This is a genomic window from Nocardiopsis xinjiangensis YIM 90004 (genome assembly GCF_000341145.1).
Classification (GTDB): Bacteria; Actinomycetota; Actinomycetes; order Streptosporangiales; family Streptosporangiaceae; genus Nocardiopsis; species Nocardiopsis xinjiangensis.
This window is the reverse complement of record NZ_ANBE01000011.1, coordinates 112,110-128,284: the sequence shown is the minus strand read 5'-3', so window position 1 is coordinate 128,284 and position 16,175 is coordinate 112,110. Positions and strand designations below refer to the sequence as shown.

The 16,175-nt window shown below is 66.1% G+C and carries 10 protein-coding genes and 2 pseudogenes; 8 read left to right on the top strand and 4 right to left on the bottom strand.

Annotated elements, in window-relative coordinates; translation table 11 throughout:
- Positions 1-2 precede the first annotated feature (2 nt).
- Both brxD and D473_RS0107840 read left to right on the top strand, forming a co-directional pair.
- Complete coding sequence (brxD, locus tag D473_RS0107845; protein WP_152436788.1) at positions 3-1,328, top strand: BREX system ATP-binding protein BrxD; 1,326 nt, start codon at positions 3-5, stop codon at positions 1,326-1,328.
- Positions 1,325-3,499, top strand: coding sequence for a DEAD/DEAH box helicase (locus D473_RS0107840; RefSeq protein ID WP_017608527.1), 2,175 nt, complete (start codon positions 1,325-1,327; stop codon positions 3,497-3,499). The genes brxD and D473_RS0107840 overlap by 4 nt, the downstream gene beginning before the upstream one ends.
- 70 nt (positions 3,500-3,569) lie before the next feature.
- Here D473_RS0107840 and D473_RS0107835 read toward each other — a convergent pair whose 3' ends face one another.
- The 4 genes from D473_RS0107835 to D473_RS24375 all read right to left on the bottom strand — a co-directional run bounded on the left by D473_RS0107835 (position 3,570) and on the right by D473_RS24375 (position 9,579).
- A complete protein-coding gene (locus D473_RS0107835) occupies positions 3,570-5,789 on the bottom strand; it encodes a plasmid pRiA4b ORF-3 family protein (RefSeq protein WP_017608526.1) in 2,220 nt (739 codons plus the stop codon).
- 404 nt (positions 5,790-6,193) lie between these two features.
- On the bottom strand, positions 6,194-6,904 hold the full coding sequence (locus D473_RS0107830) for a hypothetical protein (protein ID WP_017608525.1): 711 nt from the start codon (positions 6,902-6,904) through the stop codon (positions 6,194-6,196).
- A gap of 409 nt (positions 6,905-7,313) precedes the next feature.
- Positions 7,314-7,817 carry an RICIN domain-containing protein gene (locus D473_RS0107825; protein WP_017608524.1) on the bottom strand — a complete coding sequence of 168 codons (504 nt, stop codon included), beginning with the start codon at positions 7,815-7,817 and terminating at the stop codon, positions 7,314-7,316.
- Between the two features lie 796 nt (positions 7,818-8,613).
- Entirely contained in the window at positions 8,614-9,579 is a 966-nt protein-coding gene (locus tag D473_RS24375) for a tetratricopeptide repeat protein (protein WP_017608523.1), read from the bottom strand.
- Between the two features lie 490 nt (positions 9,580-10,069).
- On the opposite strand from D473_RS24375, the gene D473_RS24370 reads away from it, so the two are divergent.
- From D473_RS24370 to D473_RS28030, 6 genes and pseudogenes are all read left to right on the top strand, one after another.
- Positions 10,070-10,618 carry a hypothetical protein gene (locus D473_RS24370; protein WP_017608522.1) on the top strand — a complete coding sequence of 183 codons (549 nt, stop codon included), beginning with the start codon at positions 10,070-10,072 and terminating at the stop codon, positions 10,616-10,618.
- A gap of 896 nt (positions 10,619-11,514) precedes the next feature.
- A pseudogene (locus D473_RS25585) lies at positions 11,515-12,018 on the top strand (transposase); the annotation flags it as partial.
- Between the two features lie 141 nt (positions 12,019-12,159).
- Positions 12,160-13,122 carry a hypothetical protein gene (locus D473_RS0107805; RefSeq protein ID WP_017608520.1) on the top strand — a complete coding sequence of 321 codons (963 nt, stop codon included), beginning with the start codon at positions 12,160-12,162 and terminating at the stop codon, positions 13,120-13,122.
- 98 nt (positions 13,123-13,220) lie between these two features.
- Positions 13,221-15,047, top strand: coding sequence for a DNA/RNA helicase domain-containing protein (locus D473_RS0107800; protein ID WP_241474727.1), 1,827 nt, complete (start codon positions 13,221-13,223; stop codon positions 15,045-15,047).
- Positions 15,048-15,238: 191 nt separating this feature from the next.
- Positions 15,239-15,670 carry a hypothetical protein gene (locus D473_RS0107795; RefSeq protein ID WP_017608518.1) on the top strand — a complete coding sequence of 144 codons (432 nt, stop codon included), beginning with the start codon at positions 15,239-15,241 and terminating at the stop codon, positions 15,668-15,670.
- Positions 15,670-16,158: pseudogene (locus tag D473_RS28030) on the top strand (caspase family protein); the annotation flags it as partial. The gene D473_RS0107795 and the pseudogene D473_RS28030, both read left to right, overlap by 1 nt.
- Between the last annotated feature and the right edge of the window lie 17 nt (positions 16,159-16,175).

Below are 16,175 nucleotides of genomic sequence, written 5' to 3'. Positions count from 1 at the left end.
CCGTGAACCCTGTCAGTGCCGCGCGCCGGGAGGAGGTCGTCGGTGCCCTGCGCCGCGGAACCGTCCCGCACGGCGGGCTCGACCTGTTCGCCGTCGGACTGCAGCGCTTCGAGAACGCCTTGGACAAGGAGTTCGGCAACGTCAGCGCCGGCGGGGCCGACTTCAAGGCCGTGCGCGGTGAATACGGTTCCGGCAAGACCTTCTTCGTACGCTGGTTGGGCGAGCGCGCCAAACGCGCCAACTTCGCCGTCACCGAGATCCAGATCTCCGAGACCGAGACCCCGCTGCACAGGCTGGAGACCGTCTACCGGCGCCTGACCGAACGCCTGACCACCGCCACCCAGCCGCCCAGCGCCCTGCGCGAGATCGTGGACAACTGGGTGTACTCGCTGGAGGAGGACGTTCTCGCCGGCGGCACGGTCGACGAGAGCGACGAGGAAGCCCTCAACGGGGCCGTCACCGCCCTGCTGGAACGCCGCCTGACCGAAGTGGCCGCAACCAACCCCGGCTTCGCAGCCGCCCTGCGCGGCTACCACCGCGCCCAGGCCGAAGGCGAACCCGCCATCGCCGAGGCGCTCATCGCCTGGCTGGGCGGCCAACCCAACGTCGCCGCCGCGGCCAAACGCTACGCCGGCATCAAGGGCGACCTCGACCACTTCGGCGCTTGGGCCGCACTCAAGGGCTTGCTGGTGCTGCTACGCGACTGCGGCCACCCCGGCCTGGTGATCGTCCTGGACGAGTTGGAGACCCTCCAAAGGGCCCGCACCGACACCCGGGAGAAGGGGCTCAACGCGCTACGGCAGCTGTTGGACGAGATCGCCAACCGGCAGTTCCCCGGGCTGTACCTGATCATCACCGGCACCCCGGCCTTCTTCGACGGCCCCCAGGGGGTCCAGCGGCTCGCACCCCTGGCGCAGCGCCTGCACACCGACTTCCTGCCCGACCCCCGCCACGACAACCTCTACGCCTCCCAGATCCGCCTGGGCGGCTTCGACCTGGACCGATTGCACGAGCTCGGTGTGGCCGTGCGGGAGTTGTACGCCGATGGGGCCGATGCTCCCCAACGCGTGCGCAACCGGGTCGATGACAGCTACCTGCTCGGCTTCGCCGAAGCGGTCGCCGGTGAACTCGGTGGCAAAATCGGGATCGCACCCCGCCTGTACCTGCGCAAGCTCGTGGACGTCATGGACCGGGTGGACCAGAACGAGGACTTCGACCCGAGACGGCACTACAACCTCACCGTCGGCGGGAGCGAGCTCACCGAGGTCGAACGCGGCGCCCACGTACAAAGGGCCGCCAGCGCCGACGAGGTGGAGCTGGACCTGTGAGCTTCCAGGCCACGAGTGGTGGGTCCGGCTCCGACGGGCTCGGGCCCAGCAGCCTGGACCTGCTCCACCCCACCCTCGCCCACCACGTGGTCAACACTCTGGGCTGGCCCGGCCTGCGCCCCCTGCAGCGCGAAGCCCTGCCCCCACTGGTCGAGGGCGACGACGCGATCCTCCTCGCGCCTACAGCCGGAGGCAAGACCGAGGCCGCCCTGTTCCCTCTGCTCACCACCATGGCCGGGCGCACGGGTGAGGGACCCTCACTGCTGTACGTGTGCCCCATCAAGGCGCTGCTCAACAACCTGCTGCCCCGCGTGCAGGCCTACTCAGGATGGTTGGGGCGCACAGCCGAACTCTGGCACGGCGACATCACCTCCGCCGGACGGCAACGCATCCTGCGGGCCCGACCCGACATCCTGCTCACCACCCCCGAGTCCCTCGAATCGATGCTGGTGAGCACCAAGGTCGACCACCGGGCCTTCTTCGCGAACCTGCACGGCATCGTGGTGGACGAAGTGCACGCCTTCGCCGGCGACGACCGTGGCTGGCACCTGCTCGCCGTGTTGGAGCGGTTGGCCAAGGTGGCCGGACGCCGGATCCAGCGGGTCGGGCTGTCGGCGACCGTCGGCAACCCCGACGAACTGTTGACGTGGTTGCAGGGCTCCCAAGCCGACGAACGGCAGGGACGAGTCATTGCTCCCGGTGTGCGTCTTCCCCGACCGGGGCAGACGCCGCAGGACCCGCCGCCCGGGGACATCGAACTCGACTACGTCGGTTCCCTGGACAACGCCGCCAAGGTCATCGCCGCGTTGCACCGGGGAGAAAAGCGCCTGGTGTTCTGCGACTCGCGCAAGTACGTGGAAGAACTCGGCCACGCGTTGCGCGAACTCGGCGTGACCACCTTCCTGTCCCACGCCTCCCTGGCCCTGGACGAACGCCGCCGAGCCGAAGCCGCCTTCACCGAGGCCCGTGACTGCGTCATCGTCGCCACCAGCACTTTGGAACTGGGTATCGACGTCGGTGACCTGGACCGCGTCATCCAGATCAACGCACCCGGCACCGTCGCTTCCTTCCTCCAACGCATCGGACGGACCGGGCGTCGGCAGGGGAGTACCCGCAACTGCCTGTTTTTGGCCGTGGACCAGTCAGGGCTCCTGGACGCGGCCGGACTGCTGCACCTGTGGGGCCGGCACTGGGTGGAACCGGTCATGCCCACCCCCGAGCCCCGGCACATCGTCGCCCAACAGTTGCTGGCGCTGTGCTTGCAGGAACCCGAGGTGGCCCAGAATCTGTGGCCGGAGTGGTGGGCCGGCTTGGAACCTTTCCACCAGGGCGAACCCATCGCCTCCCACCTCATACGTGAGGGGTTCATCGATCTCGACGGCGGGCTGATGATGATCGGCCCCGAAGCCGAGAAACGCTTCGGCCACCGCCACTTCATGGAGCTCACCAGCGTCTTCACCGCGCCACCGCAGTTCACCGCTCTGAACGGGCGCAACGAGATCGGCCGAGTGGACCCCGCACTGCTGGCCGCGGACGAGAGGGAAGAAGGGCCACGTCGACTGCTGCTCGCCGGACGTACCTGGATGGTCACCTGGGTCGACTGGCGTCGGCAACGGTGCTTCGTCGAACCGGTCGACGGGGGCGGAGGCAAGGCCAAATGGGATTCCGGTGGCCACCTCGGAGCCTTCTTCCACCTCACCAGGGCGGTCCGGGAGGTGCTGCTCGGTACTGATCCCGAAGTGAAGCTGACCCAGCGGGCAACCGACGCCCTGGCCAAGGCACGCGAGGACCACATGGATCTGGTCCACCCCGGCGGATCGGTCATCGTACGCGCCGACAACGGTGACCTGCGTTGGTGGACCTGGGCGGGGGCCAGAGCCAACATCACCCTGGCCGCCACCCTGGGGGCCGCCGCGGACCCCAAACAGCAGCCCAACGACGCCTGCCTGCGGCTCAACTCCGAGCTGGATCCACGCACCTGGGCGGCGGCCAAGAGCTCGGCGCAGGAGCGTGTGGTCCTCCCGGAAGTGTCCGTGCGCGCGCTGGACGGGTTCAAGTTCAACGCGGCCCTGCCCCAACACCTGGCCGAGCGCACCCTGTCGGCGCGCCTGGCCGACGTGGAAGGGGCTCAGGCCTTGCTGGCAGAACCCACCCGCTTCGTCCATACTTGATCTGCACGACGACCAGGCACGCCGTGGACCCATGGGAGAAGGTGCGGACAGTACTCTCCGCTGAACCCCCTCAACCCCGGCTCTGCGCCTTGTGTGCCGCGCGGCGCGCGGCCTTGGCCCTCCTCTTGTCCGGATGCACCCGCCCCAGAGCCTGGAGTACCGGAACGGTCGCCGGGTGGCCCGACCGCCACAGTCGGTCGGTGCCCTCCAGCAGGAGCCCACCGATGGTCCCCGGGCCCGAGCCCTCGTCGATCAGGAGCCCGATCAGGGTCGAGAGCTGCTCGTCCCCGTTCGAACCCGTGTACGCGCCCACCTCCCTCGGTGCGGCCGCCATGTCGATGGCCAACCACGGGCCGTGCTCGCTGATCAGCTGCTGGGCCTCCTCCTCCGAGCACGTCTCGGAGCCCAGCAGAGCGCTGGCGGCCAACCCGGCCACCGCAGCATCTGCCGAGTCCAGGTAGGCACGCAGGCCCTTCAGGCCCTGGTCACCGATGGCCATCAGGATGTCCTGGGCCATGATCCGCCGAACAGCGCTGGCCTCGGGGCTCCCGGCGGCGGCCTCGACGATCTGCTCGACCGCCTCTGAAGCCGTGCGGCGCTCCAACCAGGGCATGAACTCGCTCCGGTGGTTCTCCGGGGCCACCCTCATCAGAGCGTCGAGGAGTTCGGCGGCACCGGTCCCGGCCCAACGACCCTCGAGCGGAGCGGGAACACCCTCACGGGGTAGGGCCTGGCGCACCCCGTAGCGCCCCAAGGGGGTGAGCGTGACCGAACAGTCGATACCCGGGTCCGGTGCGTGGCCGTGAGCGGCTTCCCCGAGCAGCCGAACCCACAACGAACCCTGCCAGGCCAGCTCGGAGACCTTCGCCGGGGTGCGGTCGGTCAGAGCGAGCGCACCCGTCCAAGAAAGACGGAGCACGCACCGGTACACCGTTGCCCTGGACGAGAGTCGGAAGATCCTGAGCTCCTCGGCGGAGAACTCCTGTCCGTACGCGGTGGGGTCGAACAGAGTCTCCGCCAGTTCGTGCAGGCCGATGTCGCTGTCATCGGGCGCCTCGTAGAGCATCCGCAGGAGTGCGGGAAGCACATCGGACTCGTCGGGGAGGGCCTGGAACACGCCCGTGCCGTCGGGTTCGCTCTCGATGACTTCCTCGAACACCGTGGTCCACAGTTCCAAGGCCCGGGCCGCGCTCAGGCCGTCGACGACCTCGGGCGCGGTGCGAGCACCGGAGGGACCGACCTCGATCAGTCCCAGGTTCACCGCCCGGCGCCACAGACGCAGGAACCCGGGCAGGTTCTTGGCGGCGCGCAGCTTCTCGAGCCCGGCGCTGCGCTGGGTGGCCTCGTGTTCACTGACGGGCCGCAACAACTCTTGTTCGACCACCACGGTCCGTGCGTCGGCCGGCCGCGGCATTCCCGTGCTGGTCAGTTTTCGGGCAGGGGTGAACCATCGGGCCAACCGCAGTGTCTCGTCCAACGCCTCGGTCCCGCCGGCAGCTCGTGCCAGTTCCTCCTCGGAAGGCAGAAAGACCAGCCGCGCCGGTACGGCCGAAGGCCAGAAGTCCGTTCCTGCGCCCTCGGCCTGCTCCAGCGACAGCCTCCCGAACGCATCCCTCACCCTTCGACGCCCCGCCTCCATGTCGAGGTCGTCGGGTTCGAGCTTCTCCACCCAGGAGTGGAGATCCTCGGCTTTGTCACCACCGGCGTTCTCGATCTCCTCGGGGCGGTCGCGCAGACGACGTAGGAGGTCGAAGGCCCACACGCCGCCGCAGCCCTCGGGCGGCGGACCACCTTGGCCGCCGAGCAACCGCGGGTAGACGGTGCCGGGGACCGCATCACCGATCTCTTCCACGGCCAGCGTGTGGAACCACTTGTCGTCGGGGTCATAGATGTAGGTGCCCGCAGAACCCTTGCGGCTCAGGACGTCGCCGATCCTGACGGCGGACTCGTCAATACCGAAGGGTTCCGGGCCCGGCCTCGGGCCGTCGCTGTAGGCGCGCCCGGAGAAATCGAAGACGTGCAGGTACATGTTATCCCAGCCCATGACCGTCTGGATGAGCCTGTGCAGGTCGCTCAACCGGCTCATGGACAGGACCTTGACCCGGCGCCAGACCTTCGGTCTCGTGCCACCGAGGACGATCATGAGCGTGTGGACCCTGTCGGCTCGTCCCCGGGGTGCCATGAGTGTGCCCGCCTTCCTGTGTTCTCGGGTGCGTTCGTCATGGGCAGTGCCACGCACGAAGGCCGCTCGCGAGCCCCAGCCACGGTCGAGGTCGGAGCACTCGTCCATGAAGGAAGCCAAGCAGACACGGCCCCGTCGTCTCCGGTGATTCACAGAATGACGGCGCATCGGCCTTCGGCCCCGCGCCCGCAGCGGAGTAATTCACCAGATCCGCCACGAGGGAAGCCACATTCGGGCCCTGAACCCCGGTCGAGCTGTGCCACCGGGTCTGAGCGATCCTTGTCGATTCACCACCGAAGAGCGCCCTGGTGGACACGGGCCCATTCGCGCAGGATCAACCGGATCCGGAGCAACCGCGGCCGCACGGCCGGCGGACTTCGAGGGCGCGCGCACGGTGCCCGATGAGCCGGCCCGCCTCCAGAACCTGGCGTAGCAGGACCTTCCCAACCCCGCGCGCGGGTGCCGGCGCCCCGACCTGTGCCCGGGCCCGCGCCACCGGAGACCGATCGACCTCAGAGGTCCTCCTCCTCGGGCCCGTACGTGTTATCAGCGATCCAATCGATCTCCCTGGACGCAGCCGCGACCGCCCCGTCGGGGTCCTCGATCAGGTCGATGGTCTTCTCCACGTAACCGCTCACCGTTGCGTGCAGGTCCTCGCCGTTCATGCGCTGGCCGTTGACGAGGAACTGCCCGATGGTCTCTGCGGCAGCGTGCAGTGCCCGCAGGTACGCGGGCCCTCGTTCCTCAGCGGGCAGGGCGAAGACGTCGAGCGCTTCGTCGAAGAGCACCTGCAACTCGCGGGACCTTCCCAGAGCCACTTCGCGCAGAAGGGAGATCGCCAGGGGCGAGTCCTCGGGCGCCGATTCCCCGGTCCGCAACCGCCTCATCAGACCCTCGTGGTCGAAGGGGCGATCGTATGGCCCGCTTCGGGCCGGACGCGGCCGACGGTCGCGCCGGTGCCGGTCGAGGGTGAAGTTCAACCCCGTCAGGACCGCGTGGAGACAGGGGGCCTCGCCCGGTGGCTCGGGGCAATCACAGCTCCAGGTGAAGTGCTCCTCGTTCGAGAGGCGGGCACGGTGGGTCAGGCCCTGGTGGGTCACCGTTGCGCACACCTGGCCGTGCTCCTGGCGGAGGTCGTCGACGCAGTCGAGGTTCAGTAGGGCACGGGCGAAGGTCTGCGGATCAGCCGCGCGGAACAGGGAGTCCGTCGAGAGTTGGCTCATGCAACGAGTGAACCTCGGAATCCGTGCTCGTGGGGGTTGTCCACAGGGTCGATCGCCCAGCAGGGCCCGGAATTCCCGATTCCCGCGTGCGCGTGTGGCCGCCACCGCTCCCGGTACCAGTGGACCTGAGCCCGAGACCGATGAGAGCTGTTGGTGCCACCCTGCTTCGCAGACCGTACTCGGATGCCACTCCAGAGCCTTCGGGAAGGGACGGTTCGCCCTCTCGTGGTGGTCGGTGCTGCGGGAAGAGCCGTGTGGCCCGCATGACCTTTCTTGTCATCGCGCTGATCCCGACGACAAGGGCCTCCTGGACTCCAAGTGTTGACCCGGAAGATCCCCACTCGAGCCGGAGGCCCTCTTCCACCGTCACATCATCGCCGGGACGTGCCCACTTCTGTGGCCAGTGCCGCTAGACGCGGTTGAAGCGCCACCTGAAGTCGGGGTTGGCGGAGCTGTGGTAACCGAGCTTGAGGAAGGACCCATTCCAGCTCGGGTTCTCCAGGGTGACGCCGAGATGGGTGTTTTTCACGGGGATGATCTGATGTGCACCATTCCCGACGTCCGATACGTGCCAGCGCTGCTCGTTGCGGTTGCTGCAGGTGGTCTGCTCGACCCGCTGATTGGCGGTGGTGTTGCCGTCCTTGGGTTGCATGCAGAGACCGCTGCGCAGATTGCGGATCTCGTAGGAGGCCATCCCTGAGCTGTGTCCGGAATAGGTGACGTCCCACTGCATCCCCACGTGGTCGGCCGGCCATACGCGGATGTCGGTGCGCACGGTGGCCCCTGCGTACGGGACCATCTCGGCGCCGTTCTTCTCGAAGGCGATGCGGTAGTCACCAGGGGAGACGTTGGCTGACGCGGGGGCGGGGGAGGCGAGCAGCAGGCCGACGGCCGTAGCACAGGCGGTCGCCACGGATGCTACTTTGCGGGGAATTGCCATCATTTTCCTTCTGGTTCAGGGGTGTGCCAGTAAGATTTACACCCCCGCCGGTGCGGTTGGCGGGGCTGTCGCGGACAGTCTCCATTCATGCGCAGGCTGCTTTCAAGCGTTCTTCCAAGGACTTTTCCCGGAGGTGAATTTTCGCCTCTCCGTAACCGGAGCATTGGCGTCGGAGGTAGGGGATGTGTCGGATTTTCTTCCTTTATTTTCCACAGGGCAGGCACCTTGGGTGTGGGGGATCTGGGGTTTGCCTGTGGATTTTCTCTGCACTCCGAAACCGTTTGGAAGGGTCATGATTTTTCTCATGTGCGGGGGAGTGCAGATGGGTAGGGTTTTAGATGGTTGCGGCATTTGAGAGGTCAGGATCATTCCGGGTGTGGGGCCTCCTCCCGAACGCCTGCTCGATGAGGAGGTCTTCGGCCGGAGACCGCGCAAGTCCGCTCGGGAACGCTCCGAGGAAGCCGCCCTTCACCGAGGGCGTCCGTGCCATGGCGGGCCCTTCCCGGTGCATACCGACTGAGCCGGTCCGGCTTGTGCAGATCGCGGTTGGTGCGGACACGTGGGGGTGTCAGCGGTACCGAGGCAGGCGAAGCCGTGTGCTTCGCCAGAGAGGTGGTCGAGTACCCGGAACGCACCGCGGGGGAGTACCGGCTCCTGAGCCCGGCGCTCGCCGGGGCGTTCACAGCTCTCCGACCGGGAGCCCTGGCTCCTCGCTTCCCTCCCGGATCCGGAGGGCCTCAGGCACAAGAGGCCGGCACCACGATCCGGCTCAAGAAGGTGCCGGGCCGCCTCCGACGTTGCCGGTGATCTCCTCGCGCAGGCGTAGCGCCCTGGGGTCGGAAAAGCCCTCCAGGGCCTCCAACGCCTCGCGCCGGTGCCCGCGCGCCGCCTCCCCTTCCCCGGTGGCGGCGACCGCCGAAGCCAGTCGGTCCAGGCAGACCGCGAGCTTCCAACGGTCCTGGTGCCTGCGATAACCGCGGGCCGCCTGCCGGTAGAACTTCGCTGCCTCGCCCGGGCGTTCGAGCGCCTGGTAGGCCTCGCCCACACCCTCGAAGGCCTCGGTCTCGCGCACGTGGTCGCCGATCCTGCGGTGCAGGCCCGCCGCCTCGTGGAAGCAGGCCAGGGCCTCCTCCGGGTTTCCGAGCAACACGTGGATCCGGCCCAGTTCCAGGAGCGCGAAACCCTCCCGGACGGAGTTGTCCAGCTCCCGGGCGACGTCGAGCCCGCGCTGTGTCCAGGACAGTGCACGGTCGATCCGGCCCAGCTCTCGCCATGCCGCGCCCAGACAGGCCAGGCAGGCGAACTCACTCATCCTGTTTCCGATCTCCTGATGGATCGCGGCAGCCTCCTCGGCCAGGGCCGCCGATCCCTGTGGATCCCCTGAATCGAGCAGCGCATCGGCCAGATTGCCGAGCGCGATCCCCTCCCAGCGCCGCTCGCCCAAGCGCCTGACCGTGGCCAACGACCGTTCGAAGCGGTCACGGGCCTCACCGAGCCGGTGCTCGCGCAAGTGGGCCGGCCCCAGGGCGTTCAGAGACATGGCCTCCCCGAGCTCGTCTCCCGCCCCCTGGCGCAGCTCGAGAGCGCGTCGATGGTGGGTGATGCCCTCCTGCCACCGGTGGGACTGCACATAGGCCATCCCCAGGCTCTCCGACAGGTCGGCCTCGGCCACCGGCTCGTGTTCGCGCCGGGCAGCCCCCGGACCGAGCAGGGTCGCGGTGATCCATTCGGCCATGGGCGCTCGGTACACGAATATTGCCAAGGTCTGTCGCGGTTGCAGAATGCACCTGAAAATGCACGTGCATCCCCTTGAGTGGTGGAGTTCCCGCTGCTGTCCCGGAGCGCGCACGGGAAGTGACACTCGGGACAGAATTCTGTGCCCGGGCGGGTACCACAGCATGGCCGTATCCGGGGATGTCCGGTACCTGCAGGTGAGGGCAGGGTGGAGAGCGGTCCTGCGGTAGCACGACCGATCCCCCGGCCCCGGAGGTTTTGTGCAGCACAGCGAGCGGTGTGAGCAGGCCACCAAACCCCGATGTGTCTGCTCCATCTGTGGAGGAAGCAACCACGGTTGGTCCGGTCACCTGCAAAGAGCCCGCGAGGGAGACGAAGGGGTCAGGGCGCTGCGCGAGCCCGCCGAGCGTGTGTGGTGGGAACAACGCCGATATTTCGAGGAGAAGGGTCGGCGTACACCCACCAAGTACCTGCGACAAGCCGGTGGCGGAGTGGCCGTTGCCTCCCTCGTCGCCTGGCTCGCGGACGACCGGGCGACCGTGGACGAGGTCGGTGAACTCGGCAAGCTGCTCAAGAAGGACGTCTTCGAGAACGAGCTCCGTCCGTTCGCCGAGAAGCAGGCCGAGCGGGATCCGGCCTTCGCCGAGTACGGTCGCGCGATCGCGGGCCACTTCTGGTGTGACCTGCTCGCCGAGACCGCGAACGCCCTGGACCGGGGCGCCGAACTGCTGGGCAAGGTCCCCGACGAGATCAAGGAAGCGGTCCTGGAGCACGAGGATGCTGCCGAGTGGGGTCCCGTGCGCACCGAGCTCGCGAAGGCAGCGGTCGGCTTCCTCTGGAAGAGCCTGCAGAGGCTCATGGGCATCGACCCGGAGGCCCTGGCCCTGCAACTGCGTGTCCTCGCGGTCCTCATCTGTCCGGACCCCGGCGGGCACCCCCGTGTGGCCCGAGACTGCTTGCGGCCTCTGGTGCAGGACACCCTGCGCGAGCACCTCGAGACCAACCTGGAACCCGAGTGGCTCTGGGGCGACCAGCGCTGAGGGCAGGGACCTGCAGTCATACCGCACTCGACCGTGCAGGCATCATTCTTTCCTTGCTGAGCCCGATCACTACTGAGGAAGACCTTGGCAGACAACGACAAGACCGGTCGGTATGAATTCCTGGCAGCGGTGGCGGTGGCTGTCTTGATATTCTTGTCCGCGCTCTTCCTACAGACGTTTGTCGTGCTCCCATGGGTGATTCTCGGCTTCGCGGTTTTCGAACTGTTCTTCCGGCGGATCAGGTGTGGGGTACCCACCAGGCAGGACAGACCCTGCCGAATCAACGCTCGAGGGCGATGGCGGTCCTGCCGCCACGAGTCCCACCGCCGCATCAAACGGTCGGCATTGGTTCGGGCTCTGCGCGGGACGCCCCGGTACCACTTCAACAGGGAGAGAGATCGACGTGGGGTCATTCCGGGAGAGGGAGTTCCGCTCGACGACCCCTTCGTGAGCTCACCACTCGTTGTACGTTCCGTGACGGTCCTCGTTCTATTCATCCTCGTGGCTGCTCTAGTGTTCACCTCTTGGGCCGTTTCTTCGGTTTCTGTGTGAGCGTCGTTGCCCACACGGATCACTCGGCCTCTCTGGTCCTGGCCGTGCCCTCGTGGCGGCAGCGGGTCCGCTCGAGACGGCGGGTGAGTTCTTCGCGCCAACGGTCGAGCAGGGTCGGGTATTCGGCTGATACGGACGGTCGTGCGCAGACGTGGCCATCTCCGGTGTCTGTGGGGGATCAGCCCACTCGTGCTCAGCGGTGATCAGAGCGAGAAGCTCCCGGTCATCTCGGTCCTCGAGATGTTTTAGGAACGTCGACAGCGATGTTTTCCCGGACAGCCCCACGGCCTGGGGCAACGCCGGCTGACTCGGGTGACCGCCATCGGAAGTGTCGACGCCCGCCAGGTACAGGGCGCTTCTATGACTGGGCGCTCATCGATGACCACACCGACGCTGTTGGGGTGCGGTGGGTGCTGATCCGGCGCAACCGCACCAATGGTGAACTGGCCTTCTTCCGCTGCTATGCCCCTGAGATGGTGCCTTTGGCCCGTCTGGTGGTGGCGGCCGCACGGCGGTGGCGGGTAGAGGAATCTTTTGCCCAGGGCAAGAACCTGGCCGGGTTGGACGAGCACCGGGTGCGCGGGTGGAGGCCTTGGCACCGGTGGAGTCTGCTGGCGATGGTGGCCTATGCGTTCCTGGTCCTGTGCCGGCTGCGGGGACTGCGCCGCACTCGACCCCCGTCGGATCTGGTGGCCTTGCCGTGCAACGAGATCGCCCGTTTGTTGCACGAGTTGTTCAGAGTCGAGCACGACCTCGAACACGCCTTGGGCTGATCGGTGTTCAGACGTGCCTACCAAACGCGGGCTCAGCGGTGCCATTGTCGCAGACAAGCGGTGCTGGAATCATAACAAAACGGAAGCGCAACTGTAGTACCGGGAGCGGCGCCGGATTGTCGTGGGCCGTCCGTAGCATATGCGTGCTGGTGAGTCGGGACCAAGGATGAGGGAGCCGGTCAGTTGGAGCGCGGATCGGATGAGAGAAGGAGGCGCGTGGACAGAGACGACGCCAAGGAGGTCTACGTCTACGTAGGTCAACAGGCGAAGGACAATCTGCAGAGAGGGTTGGAAAGATCCGTCTGGGGGTGGAAAGCCGAGGTCGTCGAGGGTAAACCAACCGCACAGGTCATCGAGTTGCTCGGTGAGGGCGACCTGTTGCACCTCGGGCATTTGGGGATCGGCCGGGTGGATATCGCCGAGGCTCAGTACCGTGAGGTCTCGAGACTGTTCACAGCCCGTATCACCGGCCCTTGGTACATGAGCGAGGAACCGGTGTGGGACGACGAGGCAGCGGGCGTCAGCTACCCGTACCGGATCCCGTTCGAGGTCGAGGAAGTCCGAGAGGGCGTCTCCGTCGAACACATCGGCCCGGAAGGAATCGAAGCGCTCCGGATGTCAGGGATCCAGCAGGGAACTCCTCAGGTCCCGGGAGGCCGTGAGTCCGTGATGGAACAGGTCCTGCAGAAGCTCAACGCCGAGCGCTGGGCGGAGATCGTCGACGATGGGCAAGCACAAGCATCAGACCATGCAGACCTGAGGCTTCCGACGGACCTGGACGCGTTCAACTGGACTCTCGTCCGGCGGGAACAGTCGAAATTGAGAGAGGCGAAACTCAAGGGTAGGTCCGATGTCCGGTGCGACCTGTGTCAACGGGTTCTTCCGGAAAAACTCGTCCACACGGCGCACATCAAGCGACGCAAGAACAGTGACAATCAGGAACGCCGAGACCTGAACAATCTCATGTTGGCCTGCGTGCTCGGCTGCGACTCACTGTTCGAGCATGGTTACGTCTACGTGGACGTAGAAGGCCACATCCATGCCTCGAACAAAGCTGCCGGCCTGGATCTGACTACGGCGGCCCAACGGATCAGCGGGTGTTGCTCCGCGTTCTCGGGCAAGAGCGCTGAGTACTTCGCCTGGCACCAGTACAACATCGCCGGCATGGAAGAGAGCTGATGCCGGAAGCCTCCGGAACACCTCTGAGGTATGTCCATTCCGGTCGTGTGGGGGAGGTGGCTGGAGAACTTCAGCGACCCGACTTCATCAACTGTTGTGTGGCCGCTTACCATCGGGCGGGTTTTGGTCATCCGGGAGAAGCAGAGGTCCGTAGCTGGAACAGAAGTTGGCCTCCGCTCCTGGACGCTCTGGTTCGTGCAGGGTTGCAGGACCTGTGGATCTACCTGGAATTCGTTACCCCGTCCGGGGACAACCGATTCGATGCTCTCCTGCTCGGGCAACGTGGAGAGAAGGATCTCGTCTCCTTGGTCGTGGAACTCAAACAGTGGACCGAAGCCCGTCCCCTCTCCGGCGGCCGTGTCCGCTTACCCTGGGACGGAAGTGTCAAGCCCCATCCCGTTGTGCAGGTCGCCGGCTACACCGGCTTCCTCACACGCTGGTTCGCGTCGGAAGAACTGGAACTGGATGTCCGGGGGCTGGTCTACCTCCACGAAGCCGATGAGGGACAGGCCGAGGTCTTTCGTGGGCTCAGCCACGGGCCGTACGGTTGTCCCGTTCTCAGCGGTGAGCAGCTCTCCGAGAGCACGAGTGAGGACGAGCTTCGAGCACTGCTGCTCTGCTCCGATGTTCGGGCACCCGGCGATGAGGCCGTGAAAACTTTCGAGGCCTCGCCGTGGCGTCCGGACCGAGAGCTCCTCACCACGGTGGCCGACACCATCGAGCGTCGGCCCTCGTTCGCTCTCATAGGAGACCAACAGGCGGCGTTCCTCGAAATCAGAGCACGAGTGGCTGAAGCATCTTCCAGCGACCGTAGGAGTATTGTCCTGGTTCAAGGCGGGCCCGGCAGTGGCAAGACCGTCTTGGCGGTGAGATTGCTCGGTAGCTTCTTCGAGAGCGGTGAACACACGGCTCTTTACCGGACGCAGTCAGGAACACTCACAGGAAATCTCCGCAAGGTCACGAAGAGCGTGCACGGGGCGCAGCAGATCTTCGGAGCACCGTGGACAGGGGTGCCCAAAGAGGTGGATCTCGTCATCCTCGACGAAGCGCACCGTCTGGAACGAAGCCGTGGTGGGTTCGCAAGCTTGGTCAACGGAAATTATCGCAATGCTTCGGTCGTGGTGGTTTTCCTGGACGAGCGGCAGCAAGTACGCCCCTACGAAGGTTTGGAGGCCGCTGAGGTCCAACAGGTCGCTGAACGGTCAGGGATCGATCTCATCACCCATGAACTGCGTGGGAGTTTTCGCTGCAACGGATCCAGGAGGTTCGCCACATGGGTGGACGACCTGTTGTACAGCGACCCTGAACCCTGGCAGGGTGACGACTACGATCTCGGTTCCGTCGGCGACCCCTCACAGATGGAGCAGTGGCTGCAAGAGTGCCTCCAGAATCACCATTCCGCACGTATCAGCGCGGGATACTGCTGGAGCTGGTCGCGGCCGGCACCAGGCCTGAACCTTCCGGGTGTGAACATCGAATGGTTCGACCCGCGAACCGGAGAGAAGCGTCATTTCGCGAAGCCGTGGAACCTGAGGAAGGAGCAGCACGGGGAGAACGGGGAACCCCTCGCTCCGGCCAGCCAGTTCTGGGCCACCGACCCGGGCGGTGTTCACCAGATCGGTTGTGTCTACACCGCACAGGGGTTGGAGTATCAAGGGGCAGGTGTCATCTTCGGACCGGACCTCGTCCGGCGCGAAGGTCAGTGGATTGCCGACCCGAGACAGAGCCAGGACCCAGTAATGCGCTCGCTGAATTCCCAGGAGTATCTCCCGTTGGCCAAGAACATCTACCGGGTGCTCATGACTCGTGGGATGAGCTCGTGCCGGTTGTACTCCACGGACGAAGAGACCCAAGCTTTCCTGGCTTCATTGGTTCCCATGGCATCCACGTGGCCTCAGGGAGGTGTGCCAGGCAGCTCCCAGTAGATACTCGTGCATGTCCGTGACCCCGTTTTCCTCTCCGAGCTTCCTTCAGGGGCAGTTGACGACAGTGGCCGGAAACGGCCACACAACGACGAAACGGCCCGTGGGTCAGGGGCTTTTGGTAGAACCGGCGGTGCGAAATGTCGGTAGGCAGCGCAGCTGACGACCGTGCTGCCAGGGCGGAAAGTGCACAGGTGGATCCGGTGGGCGAACTGGTGGCCAGAGTCGAGTTCGAGGACGACGTCACAGCAGGCGAGGCCGACCGGCACACCAGGGACCTGGTCCGACAACTCGAACGCCTCGATGTCGACGATGTGCGTATGGGCGAGGCCGAAGCCGATCCAGGGACCCGTACCGGTGGCCTCACGGCGATCGCTGGGCTGGTACTCGTCTCGGGGCTCGCGATCCGTCACGTACTCACCCCTCTGGTCAGGCTGATCGGGGTCTGGCTCGAGAGCTCCGGCCGGAAGTCGGTCACGATCGAGAAGGACGGGGCCAGGATCACGGTGGCTGGCCCGGTGAAGGCCGAGGACGTGCAGGCCTACGTGCGCGCGCTCGACGAGTCGGCCGAGCCCGAACGTGCCTGTCGAAGCCAAGAACTGAGCGACAGCGGGGACGGGCGCTGATGCGTACCGCGATCCTGTTCGGAGTCAACGACTATGAAGACCTCGAGAACCTGACCTCGTCCGCAGCCGACACCACGAAGATGGAGAAGGCCCTCCGGGCCAACGGCCACTTCGACGACGTCATCGTGCGCATTAATCCCGGCCGCACCGATGCGATGAAGGAGCTGGAGGGCGCCCTCGACGCGGGGAAGCCGAGTGACCTCCTGTTCGTGGCCTTCTCCGGGCATGGGCTCAAGGACAAGCGTGGCCGCCTCCATCTCGCCTTTCGGGACACACGCCACAAGCACCTGGAGAGCACGGGGATCTCCTCGGAGGCCCTCAAACGGATGCTCGAGGACTCCCGGATGGACAACAAGGTGCTGCTCCTCGACTGCTGCCATGGGGATGCTTTCGCCGACGGGTTCGCAACCCGGTCGGGGCAGGACGAGGGCCTGGACTTCGAACGGCAGCTCGACAACGGTGAGGGAACCTACGTGCTCGCCGCCTCCGGGGCCCTGGAGAAAGC

Coding starts and splice junctions, on each gene's coding strand:
- D473_RS0107835 (WP_017608526.1), bottom strand. CDS start 5,789: ATGGACGAGTGCTCCGACCTCGACCGTGGCTGGGGCTCGCGAGCGGCC.
- D473_RS0107830 (WP_017608525.1), bottom strand. CDS start 6,904: ATGAGCCAACTCTCGACGGACTCCCTGTTCCGCGCGGCTGATCCGCAG.
- D473_RS24375 (WP_017608523.1), bottom strand. CDS start 9,579: ATGGCCGAATGGATCACCGCGACCCTGCTCGGTCCGGGGGCTGCCCGG.